General features: G+C 46.9%; 22 protein-coding genes. 15 read left to right on the plus strand and 7 right to left on the minus strand.

The window, feature by feature from the left end:
* The first annotated feature begins 25 nt into the window (after positions 1-25).
* From gspG to H9L11_RS07525, 8 genes are read left to right on the plus strand one after another with little or no spacing between them, the layout of a single operon-like run.
* The gene (gene gspG, locus H9L11_RS07490; protein ID WP_005379298.1) at positions 26-469 is read left to right on the plus strand and encodes a type II secretion system major pseudopilin GspG; all 444 of its coding nucleotides are present in this window, start codon (positions 26-28) and stop codon (positions 467-469) included.
* A 29-nt stretch (positions 470-498) separates the two neighbouring features.
* Positions 499-1,098: a GspH/FimT family pseudopilin gene (locus H9L11_RS07495; protein WP_017635010.1), complete on the plus strand. Its 600-nt coding sequence runs from the start codon at positions 499-501 to the stop codon at positions 1,096-1,098.
* Complete coding sequence (gene gspI / locus H9L11_RS07500) at positions 1,085-1,474, plus strand: type II secretion system minor pseudopilin GspI (RefSeq protein WP_017635009.1); 390 nt, start codon at positions 1,085-1,087, stop codon at positions 1,472-1,474. Before H9L11_RS07495 ends, gspI begins: the two co-directional genes overlap by 14 nt.
* Positions 1,461-2,138, plus strand: coding sequence for a type II secretion system minor pseudopilin GspJ (gene gspJ, locus H9L11_RS07505; protein WP_005382998.1), 678 nt, complete (start codon positions 1,461-1,463; stop codon positions 2,136-2,138). Before gspI ends, gspJ begins: the two co-directional genes overlap by 14 nt.
* A complete protein-coding gene (gene gspK, locus H9L11_RS07510) occupies positions 2,131-3,141 on the plus strand; it encodes a type II secretion system minor pseudopilin GspK (protein ID WP_005379302.1) in 1,011 nt (336 codons plus the stop codon). Before gspJ ends, gspK begins: the two co-directional genes overlap by 8 nt.
* Positions 3,110-4,312: a type II secretion system protein GspL gene (gene gspL / locus H9L11_RS07515; RefSeq protein WP_033905912.1), complete on the plus strand. Its 1,203-nt coding sequence runs from the start codon at positions 3,110-3,112 to the stop codon at positions 4,310-4,312. Before gspK ends, gspL begins: the two co-directional genes overlap by 32 nt.
* A gap of 7 nt (positions 4,313-4,319) precedes the next feature.
* Positions 4,320-4,811 (plus strand): type II secretion system protein M, encoded by a 492-nt coding sequence (locus tag H9L11_RS07520; RefSeq protein WP_005383002.1) that lies wholly within the window; start codon positions 4,320-4,322, stop codon positions 4,809-4,811.
* 1 nt (position 4,812) lies between these two features.
* A complete protein-coding gene (locus tag H9L11_RS07525) occupies positions 4,813-5,574 on the plus strand; it encodes a type II secretion system protein N (RefSeq protein WP_033905913.1) in 762 nt (253 codons plus the stop codon).
* A 312-nt stretch (positions 5,575-5,886) separates the two neighbouring features.
* On the opposite strand, the gene cysQ is transcribed toward H9L11_RS07525, so the two are convergent.
* From cysQ to H9L11_RS07545, 4 genes are all read right to left on the minus strand, one after another.
* Complete coding sequence (gene cysQ / locus H9L11_RS07530) at positions 5,887-6,714, minus strand: 3'(2'),5'-bisphosphate nucleotidase CysQ (RefSeq protein WP_005379308.1); 828 nt, start codon at positions 6,712-6,714, stop codon at positions 5,887-5,889.
* 44 nt (positions 6,715-6,758) lie between these two features.
* Positions 6,759-7,328: an ADP compounds hydrolase NudE gene (gene nudE, locus H9L11_RS07535; RefSeq protein WP_005379309.1), complete on the minus strand. Its 570-nt coding sequence runs from the start codon at positions 7,326-7,328 to the stop codon at positions 6,759-6,761.
* Between the two features lie 176 nt (positions 7,329-7,504).
* Positions 7,505-8,089, minus strand: a complete 585-nt coding sequence (nfuA, locus tag H9L11_RS07540; RefSeq protein WP_005379313.1) for a Fe-S biogenesis protein NfuA — start codon at positions 8,087-8,089, stop codon at positions 7,505-7,507.
* A 97-nt stretch (positions 8,090-8,186) separates the two neighbouring features.
* Positions 8,187-8,912, minus strand: a complete 726-nt coding sequence (locus H9L11_RS07545; protein WP_033905914.1) for an amidophosphoribosyltransferase — start codon at positions 8,910-8,912, stop codon at positions 8,187-8,189.
* An 84-nt stretch (positions 8,913-8,996) separates the two neighbouring features.
* On the opposite strand from H9L11_RS07545, the gene bioH reads away from it, so the two are divergent.
* Complete coding sequence (gene bioH, locus H9L11_RS07550) at positions 8,997-9,764, plus strand: pimeloyl-ACP methyl ester esterase BioH (protein WP_005384724.1); 768 nt, start codon at positions 8,997-8,999, stop codon at positions 9,762-9,764.
* A gap of 124 nt (positions 9,765-9,888) precedes the next feature.
* Complete coding sequence (locus H9L11_RS07555) at positions 9,889-10,353, plus strand: hypothetical protein (protein ID WP_005379316.1); 465 nt, start codon at positions 9,889-9,891, stop codon at positions 10,351-10,353.
* 104 nt (positions 10,354-10,457) lie between these two features.
* Here H9L11_RS07555 and H9L11_RS07560 read toward each other — a convergent pair whose 3' ends face one another.
* Positions 10,458-12,779, minus strand: coding sequence for a Tex family protein (locus tag H9L11_RS07560; protein WP_205391078.1), 2,322 nt, complete (start codon positions 12,777-12,779; stop codon positions 10,458-10,460).
* A 229-nt stretch (positions 12,780-13,008) separates the two neighbouring features.
* On the opposite strand from H9L11_RS07560, the gene H9L11_RS07565 reads away from it, so the two are divergent.
* The 5 genes from H9L11_RS07565 to envZ all read left to right on the plus strand — a co-directional run bounded on the left by H9L11_RS07565 (position 13,009) and on the right by envZ (position 18,243).
* On the plus strand, positions 13,009-14,889 hold the full coding sequence (locus tag H9L11_RS07565; protein WP_158157108.1) for a RimK/LysX family protein: 1,881 nt from the start codon (positions 13,009-13,011) through the stop codon (positions 14,887-14,889).
* 117 nt (positions 14,890-15,006) lie between these two features.
* Entirely contained in the window at positions 15,007-15,498 is a 492-nt protein-coding gene (greB, locus tag H9L11_RS07570; protein WP_053307281.1) for a transcription elongation factor GreB, read from the plus strand.
* A 105-nt stretch (positions 15,499-15,603) separates the two neighbouring features.
* Entirely contained in the window at positions 15,604-15,999 is a 396-nt protein-coding gene (locus H9L11_RS07575; protein ID WP_017635004.1) for a DUF1090 domain-containing protein, read from the plus strand.
* Positions 16,000-16,128: 129 nt separating this feature from the next.
* The gene (ompR, locus tag H9L11_RS07580; protein ID WP_005379333.1) at positions 16,129-16,848 is read left to right on the plus strand and encodes a two-component system response regulator OmpR; all 720 of its coding nucleotides are present in this window, start codon (positions 16,129-16,131) and stop codon (positions 16,846-16,848) included.
* Positions 16,849-16,950: 102 nt separating this feature from the next.
* On the plus strand, positions 16,951-18,243 hold the full coding sequence (gene envZ / locus H9L11_RS07585) for a two-component system sensor histidine kinase EnvZ (protein WP_017820700.1): 1,293 nt from the start codon (positions 16,951-16,953) through the stop codon (positions 18,241-18,243).
* A gap of 72 nt (positions 18,244-18,315) precedes the next feature.
* Here the strand turns inward: envZ and H9L11_RS07590 are convergent, their stop codons facing one another.
* A complete protein-coding gene (locus H9L11_RS07590) occupies positions 18,316-19,704 on the minus strand; it encodes a uracil-xanthine permease family protein (protein ID WP_005379335.1) in 1,389 nt (462 codons plus the stop codon).
* A 232-nt stretch (positions 19,705-19,936) separates the two neighbouring features.
* Complete coding sequence (gene recG, locus H9L11_RS07595) at positions 19,937-22,018, minus strand: ATP-dependent DNA helicase RecG (RefSeq protein WP_205391079.1); 2,082 nt, start codon at positions 22,016-22,018, stop codon at positions 19,937-19,939.
* Positions 22,019-22,159 lie beyond the last annotated feature (141 nt).

Raw genomic sequence — 22,159 nt, forward strand, 5'->3', positions numbered from 1 at the left:
TTTAATCTAACTTTCGGAGAAAAAAATGAAGTTTAAGCGTAGTAAACAACAGGGTTTTACACTTTTAGAAGTGATGGTTGTTGTGGTTATCCTAGGTATTTTGGCAAGTTTTGTTGTTCCAAACCTATTGGGTAACAAAGAGAAGGCTGACCAACAAAAAGCGATTACGGACATTGTCGCGTTGGAAAATGCCTTAGATATGTACAAGTTGGATAACAGCGTTTACCCAACAACGGACCAAGGTCTAGAAGCATTGGTTAGTAAGCCATCTAACCCAGAGCCACGCAACTACCGTGATGGTGGTTACATCAAACGTCTTCCTAATGACCCTTGGGGCAACCAGTACCAATACTTAAGCCCAGGTGATAACGGTACAATCGATATCTTCACTCTAGGCGCAGATGGCCAAGAGGGTGGAGAAGGCCCAGCTGCAGATATTGGCAACTGGAACATGCAAGACTTCCAATAATTGAGCCTAAGCCAGCACTAATGAAACAAATGCGAAAACATAACGGTTTTACATTGATAGAAATTCTATTGGTGCTGGTTTTGCTATCTCTTACGGCTGTGGCCGTGATCTCGACGTTACCGACTAGCCAAAAAGATCTTTCCAAACAGTATGCTCAAAGCTTTTTTCAGCGTTTACAGCTGCTCAATGAAGAAGCGGTGCTGAGCGGTAAAGATTTTGGCGTTCGAGTGGATGATGCCAAATCGACCTACGCTCTACTGAGTTTAACCTCAGAAGGTTGGCAGCCTCTGAAATTAAAGCAGATTCCGAGCAAAACCAAGCTAGAAGAAGATATTACGCTACAACTCGAACTCGGCGGTGGTGCTTGGGATAATGATGAGCGCTTATTCAAACCAGGTTCTCTTTTTGATGAAGACATGTTCGCAGAAGAAGAGGACGAAAAGAAAATTGAGCCACCGCAAGTGTTTATCTTTTCCAGCGCCGAAGTCACGCCATTTACCCTATCTTTTTTTCCGCAAAATGGTGATGCCTTTAATGACGGTTGGCGAGTCATTGGCAAAGAAAGTGGACAAATTTTGTTATTAGCTCCGGGCGAAGAAGTGAAAGAGGATGAGAATGCGCAATTTTAAGCAAGCTCGCCCCAATTTGAGTCATCGCCGGACGAGAGGCATGACCTTACTGGAAGTATTGGTCGCACTGGCCATTTTCGCCACCGCTGCCATCAGTGTCATTCGCTCTGTGAGCCAGCATATTAATACAATCAGTTATCTAGAAGAAAAAATGTTTGCAGCCATGGTTGTGGATAATCAGATGGCAAATGTGATGTTGAATACCGGAGAACTCAAAGCGAAAAACGGCACAGAAGAGCTGGCAGGACGCACTTGGTTCTGGAAAGTCACGCCAGTCGCCACGACGCAGCCATTGCTGAAAGCATTTGATGTAAGCGTCTCGGTAGAGAAAAGCGCGAGCCCTGTAGTAACGGTACGAAGCTATGTGGCGCAATAATCATCCCCGCGCAAACACGCGCCAAAGGGTAAAAGGTTTTACACTTATTGAAGTGTTGGTATCGATTGCCATCTTTGCCAGTTTAAGTGTCGCAGCGTACCAAGTGGTATCGCAAGTACAGCGTAGCAATGCGCTATCACAAGAACGAACCCAACGCTTAAACGAAATTCAGCGTGCCATGGTGATGATGGATAACGATTTTCGTCAAATGGCGATGCGTCAAACACGTACTAATGGTGAAGAGCCTGCTAGCCGGCTAATTTTTTGGTCCGATTACCTGTTGGACTCCGATACTAAAGGGCTGATGTTTGCCCGTTTAGGTTGGCACAACCCTCAGCAGCAGTTCCCTCGTGGAGAAGTAACCAAGGTTGGCTATCGCTTAAAAGAAGAAACACTGCAGCGAGTATGGTGGCGCTACCCTGATACGCCGGTTGGGCAACAAGGCACTGTTACTCCATTGCTAACGCAGGTCGAGTCATTTGATATGCGTTTCTATGATGGTAAGCAATGGAAAAAAGAGTGGGCTGAAGAAAAAGCGCTGCCGAAAGCGGTTTCTGTTGTTCTCACTCTCAAAGACTATGGAGAAATTGTCCGCACTTATCTCACTCCTGATGGCACATTGAGTCAGAAAGAGGAAAGTTCAGGAGACAGCAATAATGGTTAACCGTCAGCGCGGTGTTGCTTTGATTATAGTGTTGATGTTGCTGGCGATTATGGCGACGGTTGCTGCCAGTATGTCAGAACGTTTGTTCTTGCAGTTTCAGCGAGGTGCTAATCAAATCAATTACCAGCAAGCGTATTGGTACAGCCTTGGCGTCGAGGCGCTAGCAAAAGTGGGTATCGAGCAAAGTTATAAAGACACCGACACGATTAATATGAGTCAACCGTGGGCGATAAAAGAGCAAGTCTATCCGTTAGATTATGGTCAAGCGGCGGGACGAATTAGAGACAAGCAAGCGTGCTTTAATCTAAATGTATTGAGTCGTGTGCAACCAACGGGTCAGCAAATTACAAGACCATATTTAGTGAATGTATTGCAGCGCCTATTAGAAGAGTTGGATGTCGAGCCATATCAAGCAGAAATCATTGCAGACTCTACTTGGGAATACATTGATGCTGATGACTCTGTCCGTTCGACTACTGGGGTTGAAGACAGCACATATGAAGCGATGAAACCTTCCTATTTGGCATCAAATGGTTGGATGGCAGATGCTTCCGAGTTACGGGCTGTCTATCAGGTGAGTGGTGAAATTTTCCAAAAATTGGAGCCGTTGGTCTGTGCATTGCCAAGTGATGACTGGCGTTTAAACGTGAATACGATTGATGTTGAGCAAGCTCCGATTTTGGTGGCAATGTTCTCACCAAACTTAAGCAGTAGTGATGCGATTCAGCTAATTGAAAAACGCCCATTTGATGGGTGGGATAGCATTGATGAATTTTTAGCAGAGTCAGAAATGGCTGGCTTAAGTGAAGATGTAAAGAAAAACGCCAAAGGCTATTTGGGTGTAGATAGCGCCTTTTTTGAATTGGATGCACAAGTGTTGGTGGATGAATCACGTGTACGTATCCGAAGCCTTTTGCAAAGTACAAATAGAGAAACGGTGACCGTAGTTCGCCGTCGTTTTGGAGGGATCAGTGAGCGAGTTTCTGACCGTTCGGCTGAGTAGCGAACAACAAAGTACCATTCCTTGGGTGGTGTGGTCGACAGATCAACAGGAAGTGATTGCTAGCGGTGAAATCGCCGGGTGGGAACACTTAGATGAATTGGTCTCATATGCTGGTCAGCGCCAAGTTGTGGCGCTGTTGGCGAGTAATGATGTGGTCCTGACGCAAGTGGATATACCACCTGGTGCAACACGCCAATTCGAGGCGATGTTACCGTACTTAGTGGAAGACGAAGTTGCTCAGGACGTTGATGGCCTGCACTTTAGCGTGTTGGGTAAACAAGCGGATAAAGCGCAGATTTGCGCAGTTGAACGTGCTTGGATTCAGACTGTACTGCAACGTTTCTCAAGCCAAGGTATCGCCATTAAACGCATTTTACCCGATGTGCTTGCGTTACCGGTTCGTGGAGATCACAGCAGTGCTGCAATGATTGGCGAGCAATGGCTAATTCGTCACTCTGCGACAGAGGGCGCGGTTGTCGACGCTTCTTGGTTAGACCTTTACCTCTCTTCTTATCTACAAAATCATGAAGGTTGGAAGCTCGATTGCTTTAGCTCGGTCCCGGAATCTGCGTTACCTGAAATATGGGATCCGCAACCAGAAGAAATGACGATGGCTTTACTGGCGAAGGGGGTGACAGAAAGCAAAGTCAATTTGCTGACTGGGAGCTTCAAGCCGAAATCTTCTTGGGGTAAATACTGGAAGCTCTGGCAAAAAGCCACCATTGCTGCGGGGGTGCTTATCGTCGTTATGGTTGCGCAGCAGTTGCTCGTGGTCCATAAGTACGAAGCACAAGCTCAAGCGTATCGTGAGGAGAGTGAGCGTATTTTCCGCCAGGTGTTCCCAAATAAACGACGCATTCCTACCGTTAGTTACCTCAAACGACAAATGGATGATGAAGAGCGCCGCTTATCTGGTGGAAGTGGTCAGCAGGCAATGTTGTCATGGTTGGCGGCATTACCCGCGACGCTTGGTCAGGTCAGTGACTTGGAGATCACTAGCTTTAAATACGACGGACAACGTGGCGAAGTACGTATTCAGGCTCGTAGTTCAGACTTCCAACCTTTTGAGCAGGCTCGTGTGAAATTGGCAGAGAAGTTTAATGTTGAGCAAGGTCAGTTGAACCGTAGCGATAACGTTGTGGTTGGCAGCTTTGTTTTGAAGCGTTTGTGAGGTGATGATGAAAAATTTAATTTCTCAAGCTCAGGTTTGGTGGAGCAGCATCTCGCAGCGTGAGCAGCGTTTGGTCATGGGATGTGGCGCTATTGCCGTTATCGGTATTATTTATTGGGGTTTATTACAGCCAATGAGTCAACGTGCGGAGCTAGCTCAGTCACGTATTCAAAGTGAAAAGCAGTTGCTAGCTTGGGTACAAGATAAAGCGGATGGCATCACTGCACTGCGAAAAAGCAGCGGTGTGAGCTACTCTAGTCAACCGTTGAATCAGTTGGTTTCTTCTTCAGCTCGTCGTTATAAAGTTGAGTTGATTCGAGTACAACCTCGTAATGAGAGCGTTCAAGTGTGGATCAAACCACTCGCGTTTAATCAACTAGTGGATTGGTTACGTTACTTGAAAGAGCAACAGGGTATTGAAGTCGAATTTTTAGATATCGACCGAACAGAGCAAGCGGGCATGATCGATGTAAACCGCCTTCAGTTTAAGCGAGGTTAAGGTGAAGCGAGCAGTACTTTACGTTGTTATCTTTATCGTCTTTTTTTCAGTCAGTCTTTTAATGGGATTACCAGTCTCTTGGGTGTTACAACAAGCACCAACAGTGAGAGGCCTGGACATTCAAGGAGCCAACGGTTCGGTATGGCAAGGTCAAGCTTCTAGTATTCGTTGGCAGCGCCAGAACCTTGGAGAAGTTAATTGGGATTTCCAATGGTCGAGTCTACTGACAGGTAAAGCTGAGTTTGCTGTGCGCTTTGGTCGTGGTAGTGAAATGGACGTTCGTGGGCGCGGTTTTGTCGGCTATAGCTTAAGTGATGGCCCTTATGCCAAAAACTTAGTTGCCTCGATTCCGGCGGTAAAAGTTGTTGAGCAAGCGCGCCTCCCTGTGCCTGTTGGTGTTGATGGGCAGCTTGAGCTGAATATTCGTCATGCGACTTATGCTGTGCCTTGGTGTAAGAACGGTGAAGGCACTTTAGTATGGAATGCCAGTGGTATTCAAAGCCCCGTTGGCAGCTTAGATCTCGGTCCTGTGATTGCCGATATAAACTGTCAGGATAGTGTATTGACGGCAACTGGTGAGCAGAGCAGCAAACAAGTATCTGCGGCGTTTTCCGCTGAACTGATGCCTAATCAACGGTACTCAACCAAAGCGTGGTTCAAACCTGGTGCAGAGTTCCCATCCAGCATGGGGGAGCAACTGAAATGGTTGGGTAAGCCGAATGCTCAAGGTCAATATGAGTTTAATTACCAAGGGCGCTTCTAACCTATCGTGACAAAATCCAATATCTTAGAAGAGCTGCTAGTGCGCAGCTCTTTTTGCTTTTGGATCATCGTAAGCTAAAACCTCTATTCGCTGTACATTCGATCTTGATTGGGAATGAGTGAAAGTTTAAAGCCTTGATTTTTAATTGATTTTTAATTAATTTTTTCTTTCGTTCAGCTTTGCAAGCAGTTGGAACATAGTAGGCCAAATGCTCCAAGTGCTGTACAGAAGGTCAAAAAGAAAAGGCCACGAAGATATTCGTGGCCTTTCTATTGCTAGAACTTTGTGCTCTAAATTTTACCGATAAGGCGCTTAATCTTTGCGTTGTAAAATCTCATTCCAAGGTAAATCCGCATCACCAAGAACAATAAAGTTCGGGTTTTCTAGTGTTTCCCGCTCGTTATATGACAGCGGTTCTAATTGCGTGCTGAGAATACGTCCGCCAGCTTCTTCAACAATGCATTGTGTCGCAGCGGTGTCCCACTCACCTGTTGGACCTAGTCGGAGATAGCAATCTACCGCCCCTTCCGCGACGAGGCATGCTTTCAATGCTGCAGAACCGAGCGGTATTAAGTCGTAATTCCAGGCGCTGCTCATACGGTTAGTAATACGATTGATGTCTTGGCGACGACTAATAGCAATTGCGATGCTTTGCTCTGGCTGTTCGTGTTTGTGTGTATGGATTTTGACGCTGTCCGACATGTCGGGAATTTTCCAGGCGCCTTTGCCATTATAAGCGTAGTAAGTCACGCCAGATACAGGGCCGTAAACGACGCCCATGGTTGGTCGATTGTTGTCGACCAACGCAATAATAGTGGCAAAGTCACCACTGCGAGCGATGAATTCTTGAGTACCATCAAGAGGGTCGACTAACCAATAACGTTCCCACTGAGCGCGTTGCTCTAAGCTTATGTCTGCGTCTTCTTCTGACAACACGGGAATGTCAGGCGTCAGATCACTCAAGCGTTCAGTGATGAACTTGTGAGCTGCAATATCTGCACTTGTTACGGGAGTTTCGTCACTTTTGGTGTAGGCCTCGTATTGCTTCTTTTCATATATTTCGAGGATCATTTGCCCAGCACTGCGGGCAATCTCGATGACTTGAGGAAGTAGGTGAGATAGATCTTTTGTCATTGGCATAAGTGATAGTCCTTACTCACAGTGTTATTCGGTTCTAATGACCGTTATTGGTTATGCTTGTGAGTGGTGTTTGGTAAGTGTTTCAGTGCCAACATTAGCGCTGTGATGCTTCGTGCTTCACAGAAATCCATGTGAGTTAATAACTCTTCGGCTTGCGCAAGTGGCCAACGCACAATTTCCAGTGGTTCAGGCTCATCGCCTTCTTGCTTCTCTGGATAAAGCGCCTGTCCTAAAAATAGAGTCATTTTGCTCGAAAAGTAAGATGGCGCGAGGATAACTTGTTTCAACGGGGTTAACTGATTACAGCCAAAGCCGATTTCTTCTTTTAACTCACGATCCGCAGCTTGATGTGGTGTTTCTCCTGGGTCAATCAGCCCTTTTGGGAAACCTAACTCGTAACGTTCAGTTCCAGCGGCGTATTCACGCACCAGTAATAAATCGCCTTGTTCTGTTACAGGAACCACCATTACAGCATCTCGTCCACTTGGCTTCATACGCTCATAAGTACGATGCTCACCATTGGAAAAACGAAGGTCGAGCGCTTCCACAGCAAACAGTTTGGATTTTGCAACCGTCTGGCATGAGAGTATCTCTGGTGGGGTTCGTTTCGGCATGACGCTGGCTCCTTGGTGTCGTTGGCGTTTACGAGATGCGTAAGATTCTTAATATATGAGAACTCCGCCTGAGTTTCTAGCGGATTTTACGAGTCGAGCTAAGCATCTCAGCATCACCTCAGTATCGATACAAAAATGGGAGACCGAAGCCTCCCATTTTCTGACAGTGTTTACTCTTAGTAGTAAGAGTGATCACCACGGTCATGTTCTGTAGCATCACGAACTGCGGTTAGTTCACCAATGAACTGGTTTAGCAGCTCTTTCTCGATGCCTTCTTTTAGTGTTACGTCAACCATAGAACAGCCATTACAACCGCCACCAAATGCAACAATTGCAACACCGTCTTCAGTGATCTCAACCAAGTTTACGTGACCACCGTGGCCAGCAAGCTGTGGGTTGACTTGGGTTTGGATAACGTACTCAACGCGCTCAACCAGTGGTGCGTCGTCCGCAACTTTACGCATTTTAGCGTTAGGTGCTTTTAGCGTTAGCTGAGAGCCCATTTTATCGGTAACAAAATCGATTTCAGCGTCTTCAAGGAATGGCAGGCTCAGCTCATCCACGTAAGCTGAAAAACCGCTGTAAGAGAGTTCAGTGTCGGTCGATTCTACTGCTTCTGGTGGGCAGTAAGACACGCCACACTCAGCGTTTTGTGTACCTGGGTTCACAACGAAAATACGAATGTTAGTGCCTTCAGGTTGTTGACCTAAAAGGTTAGCGAAATGCGTTTGCGCAGTTTCTGTAATAGTAATATTTGACACGACGAATACCCGAGTAAATTTGTAGGTTACTGCTGCTATTCTACTCTTGTTGACGTATGGGTCTAGTCTTTTTGATGCTAAGGCATGGCGAAGCGATCTAGAGAGAACGAGGAGCAGGTGTTCTGCAGATGCAGTAAATATCGATGCTTTCTACGCCAACTTCAAGTAGTAAATGACATAATTGTCGGACGGTACTGCCTGTGGTGACTACATCATCGACGATGGCAACATGGGAAGAGTGAGGGCGCTTATTGAGAATAAACGCGCCTTTTAAGTTTTGTTCACGGCTTGTTTTGGTATTACCACGCTGTGATTGGGCGAGCCTTACTCGACGAAAGACCTTCGCATCAAAATTAGTCTGCAATTGCTTGGCGAGGTGTCGGGCTAAAACATCACTTTGATTAAAACCCCGGCGCAGGTAACGCTGCCAGTGCAATGGCACACTGGTAATGATTGGAGCTGGCGTGGTGATGCGCTGTGCCAGTTGCTCGGTTAATGCTTTTACATGCCAAGACTCTCCGTGATCTTTAAAGCGTTGTACTTCCCGTGAAAGGGGAAAGTCGTAATCGCCTAACGTGTATAGCCTTTGCCATGGCGGTGGCTTTGAAAGACATTCACCACAAATACTATCCGTACTCATTTCTTCTTTCTGTAATGATAAACCGCAGCGTTGACATCGTTTTACCGGAGTTAGGTATTTTAAACAGTGCTCGCACCAGCGCAGAGTATTTGTGTGGCTTGGTGTTTGAATAGGGAACCGACACAGGCCGCATTGACTGCTCAATACGCGGTGCATGATGTTTTGCCAGTGATGAGATAACATAGCGTTTATTCATGGTGATATTTTACTCAGCCTAACGCTTGGCTGAAGCCGTAGGGAATAAAATAAGTGGGAGAGATTGAGAGCATGAGCACGAAATTACACTGGCAGTCATTTGGTCAAGGACCAGATTTGGTGTTACTTCATGGTTGGGGCATGAATGGTGCGGTATGGCAGCAGACAGTCGAGTCTCTTCAACCTTATTTCCGAGTTCATGTGGTTGACCTTCCGGGGTACGGACATAGCGCCGAATCTCATGCTGAAGATTTAGACCATATTGCTAACTTGGTGGTGCAAGGTGCGCCAGAGAAAGCGATTTGGCTTGGTTGGTCCCTCGGAGGTTTAGTGGCGACGCATGTGGCATTAAATATGCCCGAGCGCGTGGCTAAGTTGATTACGGTTGCCAGCTCACCTAAATTTGCCGCAGAAAAACCGTGGCGCGGCATTCAACCGAATGTACTGAGTGCGTTTACCTCTCAGTTGCTAGAAGATTTCTCACTGACCATTGAGCGCTTTATGGCGTTGCAAGCGATGGGCAGCCCATCAGCGCGTAAAGACGTTAAACAGCTCAAGCAAGCGGTACTATCGCGCCCTCAGCCAAACCCTGAATCGCTGTTGGTTGGGCTAAACATCCTTGCTGATGTGGATCTGCGCGATGCGTTGACGTCTCTTTCTGTTCCAATGTTGCGTCTTTATGGCCGTTTAGATGGGTTGGTGCCAATTAAAGTAGCTAACGATTTAAGTGAACAGTTGCCTCATACCCAGCAGTTTGTTTTTAATCAGTCCTCTCATGCGCCTTTTATCACCGAACATGACGAATTTTGTGTTCAAATCCGAGAGTTTGCTCACGATTGAGCAAGTACGAGCGGAAATACCTCAAGTTGTTTAAAAAGTGGTCGATATAAAGACTGGTGAGGTTTTATTAGCCAATAAAGCTAAGCCATATTGACGAGTTGGGCGACTCTGAGGAGGGTTCGCAATGATTGTGTCACCGACCAACGTAAGTGTGCCACTGATCGCCCCATCCGTGAATGTGCAGACGGAACAAGCAGCTCGCGACAATAAAGTCCGAGAGCCTGTAACGCCAACGGTCGCATTGGCCAAAACCAATGCAGAGCGAAAAGTAAAAGGTGACGACAAGCGCCGACGTCAGTCTTCTTGGGATCCTTCAGAGCATCCTGATTATGATATGGAAACGGAAGTCGACACGCGTTATCAAGAAGAGCCGGAAGATACACTAGAACGGCTTTTTAGTTTGCTTGCGCTCAAATCGTATAGTGAAGACCAGGGGAAAGGCTACGCGATCCGCTTTCGCTTACCAAAGCGCATTTTGGATGCTGCGATCAATGAAGGATTAATGGAAAAGCGCAGGAAGGTGATCAAGTTTCATTATGGTCATGCAGTCGCTCCCCATACCCCGTCAGAAGTGATAGCAGTATTATGACGACTCAATATCCTACTCAAACAAAAACGCTCCAAGCAGGTTGACTGATTGGAGCGTTTTCTTTTTAGTTATGAAAGCTCGTTAGCGGTGAAGCCTAGGTAAGATTACTTTTTCGCTTTAGCAAACGCTGCAGCAAATGCACCGCCCATCGCGCTGTTCGATGACGAATCATCACGGCGAGGCTGACGACGCTGCGGTTGGTCATTACGACGCGGCGCTGCTGATGAGCGTTGGCTACGGTTGTCTTGACCCGGTTCGTCGTTCATACGCATCGATAGAGCAATACGTTTACGCTGCACGTCAACTTCCATCACTTTCACTTTGACGATGTCGCCCGCTTTCACCACTTCACGTGGGTCAGACACATAACGATCTGTCAGTGCAGAGATGTGTACGAGACCATCTTGGTGAACGCCGATATCAACGAAGGCACCGAAGTTGGCTACGTTCGATACCACACCTTCTAGAATCATGCCCGGTTCCAAGTCAGATACCGAGTTTACACCTTCTGCAAACGTCGCCGTTTTGAATTCTGGACGTGGGTCACGACCCGGCTTGTCTAACTCTTTGATGATGTCTGTAATGGTTGGAACGCCGAAGTTATCGTCGGTGTAATCGACCGCATGCAGACCTTTAAGGAAGCTTGAATCACCAATCAGTGCTTTGATATCTTTGTTGTTCTTCTCAGAAATCGCTTTGACCACTGGGTACGCTTCTGGGTGAACCGCAGACGCATCAAGTGGGTTCTTACCATCCATAATACGCAGGAAGCCCGCACACTGCTCGAACGCCTTAGGACCTAAACGAGGTACTTTCTTCAAGGTTGTACGTGCTTCGAAGCGGCCGTTCTCATCGCGGAAGTCGACAATGTTCTGCGCGATGGTGCTTGATAAGCCTGCTACGCGCGTCAGTAGCGCCGCAGAAGCAGTGTTCACATCAACACCAACCGCGTTTACACAGTCTTCCACAATCGCATCTAGGCGTTTTGCCAACATAGATTGGCTTACATCGTGCTGGTATTGACCCACACCAATAGATTTCGGATCAATTTTCACGAGTTCAGCCAATGGATCTTGCAAACGACGTGCAATCGACACTGCACCACGCAGTGATACGTCCATATTCGGGAACTCTTTTGCTGCAAGCTCAGACGCTGAGTAAACCGAAGCCCCCGCTTCACTTACTATGATCTTCTGAACTTTCAGGTTGCCACGTTTGATGACGTCTGCGACAAAGCTGTCGGTTTCACGTGAAGCCGTACCGTTACCAATCGCAATCAAATCCACGTTGTACTTACGCACCAACTGCTCAACGATTTGTGCTGACTTGTCGTATTGTTTTTGTGGTGGGTGAGGGTAGATGGTTTCGGTTGCAAGCACTTTACCTGTTGAGTCGACAACCGCGATTTTTGAACCTGTACGCAGACCCGGATCGAGACCAAGTGTTGCACGAGGGCCAGCCGGTGCTGCCATCAACAAGTCTTTTAGGTTAGTGGCGAATACTTCAATCGCTTCGATTTCAGCGCGCTCTTTCATTGCGCCCATTAGCTCGGTTTCCATGTGCATCGATACTTTGATGCGCCATGCCCAGCTGATCACTTGCTTACGCCAGGTATCCGCAGGTGCGCTGCTTAGCGTTACGCCATAATGGTCGGCGATAATCGTTTCGCAGTAAGACTGACGAGCGCCTTCTTCCTGTTCTGGATCAGCGTTCATCGCCAATGTCAGGAAGCCTTCGTTACGGCCACGCAACATCGCCAGTGCTCGGTGCGATGGCACTTTGCTTAGGGGCTCGTTGTGGTTGAAGTAATCTTTAAACTTCTCGCCTTCTTGCTCTTTGCCTTCAACGACTCGTGAGACCAGTTCCGCATTGCGATTTAAGTGGTTGCGAATTTTTTCCAGTAAGTTTGCGTCTTCTGCGATGCGCTCCATGATGATCGCGCGAGCGCCATCCAATGCAGCTTTGGTGTCTGCGATGCCTTTGTCTGCATCAAGGTATTTGCTTGCTTCGCTTTCTGGCTCGGTTTGTGGGTGATTCCAAAGCTGATCTGCGAGCGGCTCAAGACCAGCCTCAATCGCGATCTGACCTTTCGTACGACGCTTGGGTTTGTAAGGTAGGTATAAGTCTTCAAGACGAGTTTTGCTGTCTGCCTGCGCGATCTCTTGTTCTAGCTCTGGCGTCAGTTTGCCTTGCTCTTGGATTGATTTGAGGATGGTTTGACGGCGATCATCCATTTCACGAAGGTAAGACAGACGGCTGTCCAAAGTACGAAGCTGGGTATCATCAAGGCCCCCCGTCACCTCTTTGCGGTAACGTGCAATAAAAGGGACAGTGTTGCCATCATCAATTAGGGTGACAGCGGCGTTGACTTGCTCTGGGCGAACATTCAGTTCTTGAGCAATCATGCGACAGATAGCTTGGCTCATCCGTGTTTTCTCTTTTAATTCGGTTTTGGTTGTATAGAACATTGGGGTCGTTCGAAGAATTTGCAATGTTTTAAATTAACGAGGCAAAAATTTACCGGGCGCTGGTGGACATCAGTCAGATTTATGTCAAAACTGTAATTAAATTGAGAACTTATATCCGCAATTATCGACTAACCTAATTCCACGGTTGTTGATATCACTAAATGTACCTCGGCTTATACGGATAATCATGATGAAAAAAATGTCTTTGGCGTTAGCGCTTACGAGTGCCTTACTTGCCGCCCCGCTTAGTTGGGCGCAGTCTATCTCAGGAACCACACAAGCTCCCGTTTATCAACTCGATAACAAATTGGTACTAGGGCGTGTGGAGAGCGTCTATTACAGTGATATTCCGGAACTAAAAGCGGTGCCATTTATTGGCAAGATTGATACTGGTGCAGATACGACATCGATGCATGCGGAGAATATCCATGTCAGTAGCTCACACCCAGATTACCAAGATTTGAAAGATAACGAATTACTTTGGGCGATTGTCGATGACTTAGGTGGTACGAAGGCAAAGTGGGACGCCGACAGCTTTAAGCCATATCAAGTAAAGGTTAGTTTTACGGTTCCTCACCCTTATACAGGGAAGGAAATACAGATTACCGATGATCTGGAAAGAGTGAGCGCGATTCGCAGTCGAACAAGCAAAAAGCCCATCCTACGCCCGACAATAAAAATGCCGATGACAATCGCTGGTCACACCGTTGATACGGAAGTGAACCTGACCAAGCGTACGCAGTTCTCTTCTCCTATCTTGATTGGTAAAACCTATCTCGATGATAACGCATGGGTCTTCGCTGGTTACGATTACCTTCAAGAACAGCCAAGCGCAAAAATGATTGGCAAAAAAGAGACGGTTGAAGTCGAAGGTGTGCCATATAAGATCAGCATCTCAACTTCTAGCCGTTATACCAACGTCCATGCACTGGACATCAAGGTAGACAAAAAGCATAACGAAGTCTCTTTTATGTTAGAGGGCGAGAATGGCAAGCGTCATCCAATGACATTACCCTTGGTACGAATGTTGAAAACGACCAAAAGCGAGCGTCCTTTAGTCTATTTACCCGTCAAAGTCGGCGAAAATGAAACTCAACGTTGGTTGGTGTATCTGCGTGATCGCAGTAAGTTCAGTTCGCAAATTCGCTTAGGTCGGGACGTTGCGAGTCAGCACTTTGTTATTGATACGGACAGAGAAAATCTATTGGGTGGCGTAGAAAAAACGTTCAAAAGCGCACTCAAATCAAAACCTCTTGTCGTTTCACCAGAAGAACAGGTCACCATTGATGGTTATACCGTCCCTGCTTACCCCACTTTTACTGTGAAAACGCCATTACTGCGTGTAAATGGGTTTGAAGTAACAGAAAAAGGTAAGGATGAGTCCGTCACGTTTTATTTAATGAACGATGATGGGAAAGAAGAAAAAATCACCAAACCAGTGTTGAAAAAGCTCAAGGTTGGCAGCGCGGTTCGCCCTGTTGTTGAAGGAGACTTTCTTCTCGGTAGGAGAGACACATCAATGAAGTTTGCGCTCGATGTGCTTGATGAGGGTGACACTCAACCCTTTTTCGTCTTTGGTCATGACATAGCCAAGGGTGGTGTGTTGCTGAACACTCGCGCAGACCATCTACTAGATGCAAGGCCACTTTTCAAAGCTGGCCATATCGAAGTGGCGGAAGTTGAGGGGATGTCTTTCCCTGTGAAGTTAGACACGGGTGCAGATGTAAGCTCAATCAATGCTAAGAACATCAAGCAGTTTAAGAAAGACGGCAAAGACATGGTGAGCTTTACCTATGAGAACGATCTTGGCATGAAACAGGCGTTTACTAAGCCTGTTGTTGACGTCATGCGTATTAAAGCGAAGAAAGGCGAGAAAGCGAACGTACGCCCTGTGGTTGAAATGCATGTTAAGCTTGGCGAATTAGAGAAGAAGATCCGAGTCAACTTACAGGACCGAGGTCGCTTCCATTACAGCATGATTTTAGGTAAAAACTTCCTAAAACATGGCGCGGTTGTTTCGAGTGATACGAATTACATCGTGACGCAAAAACCGGATTACGAAAAGTAACACTCTGGCCGCCTTATCACCTTGATACCCAAAGCCTGAAAAACATTGGATCTTTGGGTATATCATCTCCTTAATGCTGCCAAAGAGCAGCATTTTTTAGTTGAGATAGGAGTTAATTTGAAAACTAAGCTGATTACACGAGAAGGTTACAACAAACTCAAACAAGAGCATGATTACCTTTGGAATGAAAAGCGCCCGGAAATCACCAAGATCGTCACTTGGGCGGCGAGCCTGGGCGATCGCTCAGAAAATGCGGATTACACCTTCAATAAACGTTTACTCCGTCAGATCGACCGTCGTGTCCGCTTCCTTCGTAAATTCCTGCCAGAAGTCACGATCGTTGACTATTCTCCGCAACAAGAAGGCAAAGTCTTTTTTGGTGCATGGGTGGAAATAGAAAATGAGGCAGGAGAAGTGAAAAAGTTTCGTATTGTCGGGCCTGAAGAGATTTATGGCGATGCGAAAGACTACATCTCTATCGATTCACCTATGGCGCGAGCGATGTTGAAAAAACAAGTGGATGAAGAGTTCACGGTACGCACCCCAGAAGGTGAAAAAGAGTGGTTCATCAACTCAATTGAATATATTCAACCGGCCTCGGAAGACTGAGGCTTTATCACCGATTCAAGTCTCATGAAGTTCACTAGGAGTGACTTGGGTCTCAACGTCAGAATATTTGGTATAAAGGCATGGTGCCTTTCTCGGAGAAGTAAAATGAACAAAGCAGTCATGTGTAGTGCTGCACTAACAATAGGTTTCTCACTTTCAGTTTTTGCTCAAGATGAAGTGAAAGGCTGTGACGCTAAAGAGTTAGCGGTAGAGCAGCAGCTCGAGTATGCAAAAGCGCAAGGTAATGAGCATCGCATTAAAGGCTTGGAGCAAGCACTTTCCGCTATCCAGAATGAATGCTCGGAAGGTGAGCTGCGCCAAGAGCTGCAAGCAGAAGTGGAAGAAAAGACTAAAGAAGTTGAGGAGCGAGAGGAAGAATTAGTCGAAGCTCAGCATTCAGGGAAAGCAGACAAAATTGAGAAAAAACGTCACAAGCTGGCTGAGGCACAGCAAGAGCTGCTTGAGGCCAAACGTGAACTGGAATGGAATTATGGTCAATAGTAGGTGCTGAAAATATCTGCTAGAGAGAGAATAAAGCGCTTAAGATAAAAAGAGTAACAATTTGCTTGAGCACGTTAGGAAAAACAGTGATACATTTTCGACAATAGACGCTTCTGAAAGGATGTTTCAATGCAAGAAAATCATAAAATTTTAGTGGTTGATGACGATGCTCGTTTACGTGCTCTATTGGAGCGTTACCTTTCTGAGCAAGGTTTTCAGGTACGAAGTGTCGCCAATGGCGAACAGATGGATCGCCTACTAACGCGCGAAAACTTTCACTTAATGGTGCTAGACCTAATGTTGCCAGGTGAAGACGGTTTGTCAATTTGTCGTCGTCTACGCCACGCGAACAATATGTTGCCAATCTTAATGCTCACCGCGAAAGGTGATGAAGTGGACCGCATCGTAGGTCTTGAGGTAGGGGCGGATGATTATTTGCCAAAACCGTTTAACCCACGCGAATTATTGGCTCGCATCAAGGCCGTATTACGCCGCCAAACCGTAGAGTTGCCGGGTGCACCAAGCACGGAAGAAAAAGTGGTGGAGTTCGGGGAGTTCCGACTCAATCTAGGCACTCGCGAGATGTTCCGCGGTGACGAGGCAATGCCACTCACCTCTGGAGAGTTTGCTGTTCTAAAGGCGCTCGTGATGAATGCACGTGAGCCAATGTCACGAGACAAATTGATGAACATGGCGCGTGGCCGTGAATATTCTGCAATGGAACGTTCTATTGACGTACAAATCTCACGTTTACGTCGCATGTTAGAAGACGATCCGAGCAAGCCGCGCTACATTCAAACCGTATGGGGCCTAGGTTATGTTTTCGTCCCAGACGGCAAAGAGGTGTAATCTCTTCACTCCATAGCCAGCACTTGGCTATAGCAACTTCAGCCTTCATTACCTTCCCTTTGAAGGCTGAAATTTCGCGATTAGGACCACTAGGAACGTTCCATGCGCATCCGAAGTTCACTGACACAATCTATTCTGCTGTTCATCTCTTTGCTTCTCGCGAGCCAAGTTTTCTCTTACTACGCCGTTTTTAACTACGCGTTGATGCCGAGTTTGCAGCAGTTCAATAAAATTCTCGCCCATGAGCTCAATTTGGTGCTTGATGATGAAGGACCTTTAAAGTCTGATGCACCGTTAAGGCGTCAATTGTTAGAAAGATTAGGGGTGACGGTTCATAGTCTCGATAGCGATAAGGCGATTGAATTTCATCACGCAATGTCGATTGATTTGATGTCTGAAGAAATGAGCCAAGAGCTGGGTTCGCCCACAGAAGTGCGCTTATTGCTTGGCGATGAAAGTTACATTTTGTGGATGCACATCGAAAAGTTGCCGAACTCCATCATTCGTATTCCGTTATCTGAGCTGCAAGAAGAAGATTTTGCCCCGCTGTTTCGTAACAGCTTGATTATGGCGCTGCTGATCATTGCAGGTGGTTGGTTGTTTATTCGTTTGCAAAACCGTCCACTTTTGGCTTTAGAGAGAGCCGCGAAAGACGTCGGTCGAGGTGAGATCCCGCCCCCCTTAGCAGAGAAAGGCGCATCGGAGATTCGCTCTGTAACTCGAGCCTTTAATCAAATGTCGAAAGGTATTCAAGAGCTAGAAGAAGACCGAGCCTTATTAATGGCAGGGATTAGCCATGACTTACGAACACCTCTGACGCGTATTCGCCTAGCGACAGAAATGATGTCTCCTGAGGACAGCTATCTTGCGGAGGGGATCATTAGCGATACGGAAGAATGTAATGAGATCATCAGTCAGTTTATGGATTACCTCAAACCGGTGAACCAAGAATCGTTTGAAGCGGTTGATATCAGTACGATTGCCAGTGACGTCGCCAGTTCTGAAGGTGGTTATGAGGTTGAAATTGAAACAGATCTTAATCTTAACTTGCCGCCAGCCAAAGGAAGCGCGATTGCGATTAAGCGGGCGATCAGTAACTTAGTTGTGAATGCGCTACGCTATGGCAATGGCTGGGTCAAAATCAGCACTGGTGTGACAGCAGATAAGCAGCTAGTGTGGATTTCAGTAGAGGACAACGGACCGGGTATCGAGCATTCTCAAATCGCGAGGTTATTTGAACCCTTTACGCGTGGTGACACCGCTCGCGGTAGTGAAGGCACTGGGCTAGGGTTGGCGATTGTGAAGCGTATAATCAGCCAACATTCAGGCTCTGTGGTGATGCGTAATCGCAGTGAAGGCGGTTTAATCGCTCAAATCAGCTTTCCTACCAAGTAAGTCGATGGCCCGCACCCTTTAAAACAAAAAGCCCAACCTAATTAGGTTGGGCTTTTCTTATTCTCAATAATCTTAAGACTCTTTCACTTCCTGAGGAAGTTCATCTTCGTCTTCCAGTTTCTCTGGCAGAAGTAGATTTAAAATGATCGCTGTGATGCCACCTGCTGCAACACCAGTTGAGAAAATACTCTTAATAAATTCTGGCATAAATTGCAGGATCTCTGGTTTTTGTGCGATACCAAGTCCCATTGAGAAGGATAAGGCCATGATCAGAATTGCGCGGCGATCGAGCTCAACACGAGAGATAATACGCACACCAGCGGCAGCAATCGTACCAAACATGACAATCGTTGCGCCGCCAAGTACTGGCTCAGGAATCAGCTGAACAAAGCTAGCGACGCCAGGAAACAAGCCAAGAATCACTAACATGCCAGAAATAAAGTAACCCACGTAGCGGCTCGCGACTCCTGTTAGCATGATGATGCCGTTATTCTGGCTAAACGTTGAGTTCGGGAAGCTGTTGAAAACGGCTGCGATTGCGGAGTTTAAGCCGTCTGCTAACACACCGCCCTTAATGCGTTTCATGTACACTGGGCCTTTTACTGGCTCACCAGACACTTCAGATGTTGCGGTAATATCACCGATGGCCTCTAGTGCGGTAATAAAGAAAATCAGTACCAGCGGAATGAACAGAGACCAGTCAAACGATAAGCCATATTGCATTGGTACGGGCAGTGCTACGATCTCGGTTGCGCCTAGCTGAGAAGTATCTACCATCCCCATAAAATACGCCATGATGTAGCCCACTAGCATCGCAATCACGATTGAAGCCACACGGATGTATGGGTTTTTCGAGCGGTTTAAAATCACAATTAATCCAAGTACCGTTCCAGCCAGAGCAAGTTTGTCTAAGCTGCCGAAGGTTCCTTCATTTAATGCTGCGTAGCCACCGCCCATTGATACTAAGCCGACTTGAATCAGTGTGAGACCGATAAGAGTGACGACGATGCCTGAAACGAGCGGAGTGATGATTCGGCGGGCATGCTCCAATACGCGAGATAGGAAAATTTCTGCAAATGATGCGACTAAAATCGTACCAAAAATGGCAGCCATCATGGTGCTGATGTCTGCTCCACCGGCTTTCAGCGATAGGCCTGCACCAATAATAGGACCTAAAAAGTTAAAGCTGGTGCCTTGAACAGAGAGCAAACCAGAGCCAATTGGGCCAACGGTGCGAATTTGAATAAACGAAGACACGCCTGACGCAAATAAAGACATGCTGATGATGGTGTTCGTTTGGTCTGCAGGTACACCCAAAGACTGACAGATGATCAGTGACGGAGTGATAACCGCGACGAACATCGCCAATAAGTGCTGAAGTGCGGCAAAAATGGTTTGAGGCAAAGGTGGTCGATCGTTGAGTTGATAGACCAGTTCCGAAGATCGGTTTGAAGTTGTCATTGTTTGTCTCGCTAGTCGCAATATTTCCCTAGTTCTCGCTGAATGGGAGAGCAGGGTGGAGTTGACGTCGTTACCTGTGATTGCTGTTAATCAGAGTCAACTCAGGTTGGTGGAGTGTGATCTAACACACTTAAAAATTTGTGCGCGATTATAGAGAGATTTACTCAAAAAGCAAACGTTTGCTTTGTTTTTGGCGTATTAAAAAACGAGCCATTTGGCTCGCTTTCAATCATTACGCTTTGGAGTAAATATCCCGCTCACCCAACCAGCGATCGATAATCGCTGTTGCGTTAGTCGGGTAATTGTCATGAATATGACGCGCAATACGCTGAACTTCGGGAATCAGGCGTTGATCTCGAACTAAGTCTGCGATTTTGAAATCAGCAAGACCTGTCTGCTTTGTACCCAATAGTTCTCCAGGGCCACGAATTTCTAGGTCTTTCTGCGCAATGACGAAGCCATCGTTACTTTCACGTAGTACTCCGAGACGTTTTTGCGCGGTTTTTGACAGCGGAGAGTGGTACAGCAGCACACAATGGCTAGCAACGGAACCTCGGCCCACGCGACCTCTTAACTGGTGTAATTGTGCCAAACCAAGACGTTCAGGGTTTTCTATGATCATCAAGCTAGAGTTTGGCACATCCACACCAACTTCAATCACTGTCGTTGCGACCAGCAAATGCAGTTTATTGTCTTTGAAATCTTGCATCACCGCTTGTTTCTCTGCCGGCTTCATTCGTCCGTGCACTAGACCAATTTTTACGTCCGGCAGTTTACGTTGAAGCTCTTCTGCGGTATCTGCCGCGGCTTGCGCTTCTAATACTTCCGACTCATCAATCAGGGTACACACCCAATATGCCTGCTTGCCTTCGTTTAAGCAGGCATTTCGGACACGCTCGACGATGTCGTCACGTTTTGTATCTGGAATGGCAACGGTTTGAATCGGCGTTCGACCCGGTGGTAGCTCGTCAATCACCGACGTTTCTAAGTCAGCATAAGCAGTCATGGCTAACGTTCGCGGAATCGGCGTTGCTGTCATGATGAGCTGATGTGGATAGGCGCCTTGTTTTGCGCCTTTTTCACGCAATTCTAATCGCTGATGGACACCGAAGCGGTGCTGTTCATCAATGATGACCAAAGCAAGGTGATGAAATTCAACGTGCTCTTGGAATAGCGCGTGAGTACCCACTACCATTTGCGCTTCACCACTGGCAATACGAGCCAGCTCGGCTTCCTTTGCCTTACCTTTGAGTTTGCCCGCTAACCAACCGACTTGAATGCCCATGGTTTCAAACCAGTTTGCGAAGTTGATAGCGTGTTGCTCGGCCAATAGTTCGGTTGGCGCCATGAGTGCCACCTGATGGCCATGCTCAATGGCTCTAACAGCGGCCAAGGCGGCAACCAATGTTTTCCCCGAACCAACATCGCCTTGCACTAATCGCATCATTGGGTGCGGTTTTTCTAGATCGGCTTCAATCTCTTGTACGACTCGGGTTTGAGCGTTTGTAGGAGAGAAAGGCAGTTGGGCTAAAAGCTGCGTTTTTAGTTTATTACAAGGACCGAGAGGTAGCGCTGAATCCTTCTGACCTTTGCTACGCACCGCCAGCATCGATAAGTTTTGTGCGAGCAATTCTTCCATGATCAAGCGGATTTGGGCAGGATGTTTGCCTTCGTCAAACTCATCTAAATTAATGGTTGGTGGTGGGCGATGAATGGTGTGCAGTGCTTGCGACATCGTGATTTGATGGTCATACAACCCCGCTGGAAGTAATTCCTGCACTGCGGTTTTATCAAGCAGGGCTAAAGCTTGTTCGGTAAGGTTGCGCAATGTGATTTGACGCAATCCATCGGTGGTGGGATAAACAGGGGTTAAGCTCTGTTCTACATCGGGCTTTTGCTCGCTGACGTAAAACTTGTAGTCAGGATGAACAATTTCCAAACCCATGCCACCGCGCTTAATTTCACCGTAAGCATGTACTAACTTACCTTGCGTGAAATTGTTCTTCATGGCTGCGGTAAAGTTGAAAAAGCGCAGCGTGATAGTGCCATTACCGTCGCTGATTTTTACCGTTAGCATTTTGCGCTTACCGAAGATGGTGTCGACTGCCATGACCTTACCTTGCACTGCCGCCCAAAGGCCAGCATGCAGTTTGGCAATAGGGTAAATACGAGTACGATCTTCGTAGCGTAACGGAAGGTGAAACAGCAAATCTTGAACGCTATGTAAGCCAACTTTGGCGAGTTTTTCTGCGACTTTCGCGCCAACTCCAGAAAGGGAGGTTAATGGGACGGCAGATAACATTTGGGCGGACATAGAGGGCTCAAGAAAATGGTTAACATAGCAGTATGTTAACCATGGAGCTGTGTTTTTGTACAGGAAAAAATAGTCATGCTTTAGTTAGTGTCATGATTTGACTGATAACCTATCATTCCGAGGAGCTTTAGCGACATCAGG

The sequence above is a fragment of the Vibrio sp. sp1 genome (assembly GCF_016920955.1).
In the GTDB taxonomy this organism is placed as follows: domain Bacteria; phylum Pseudomonadota; class Gammaproteobacteria; order Enterobacterales; family Vibrionaceae; genus Vibrio; species Vibrio alginolyticus.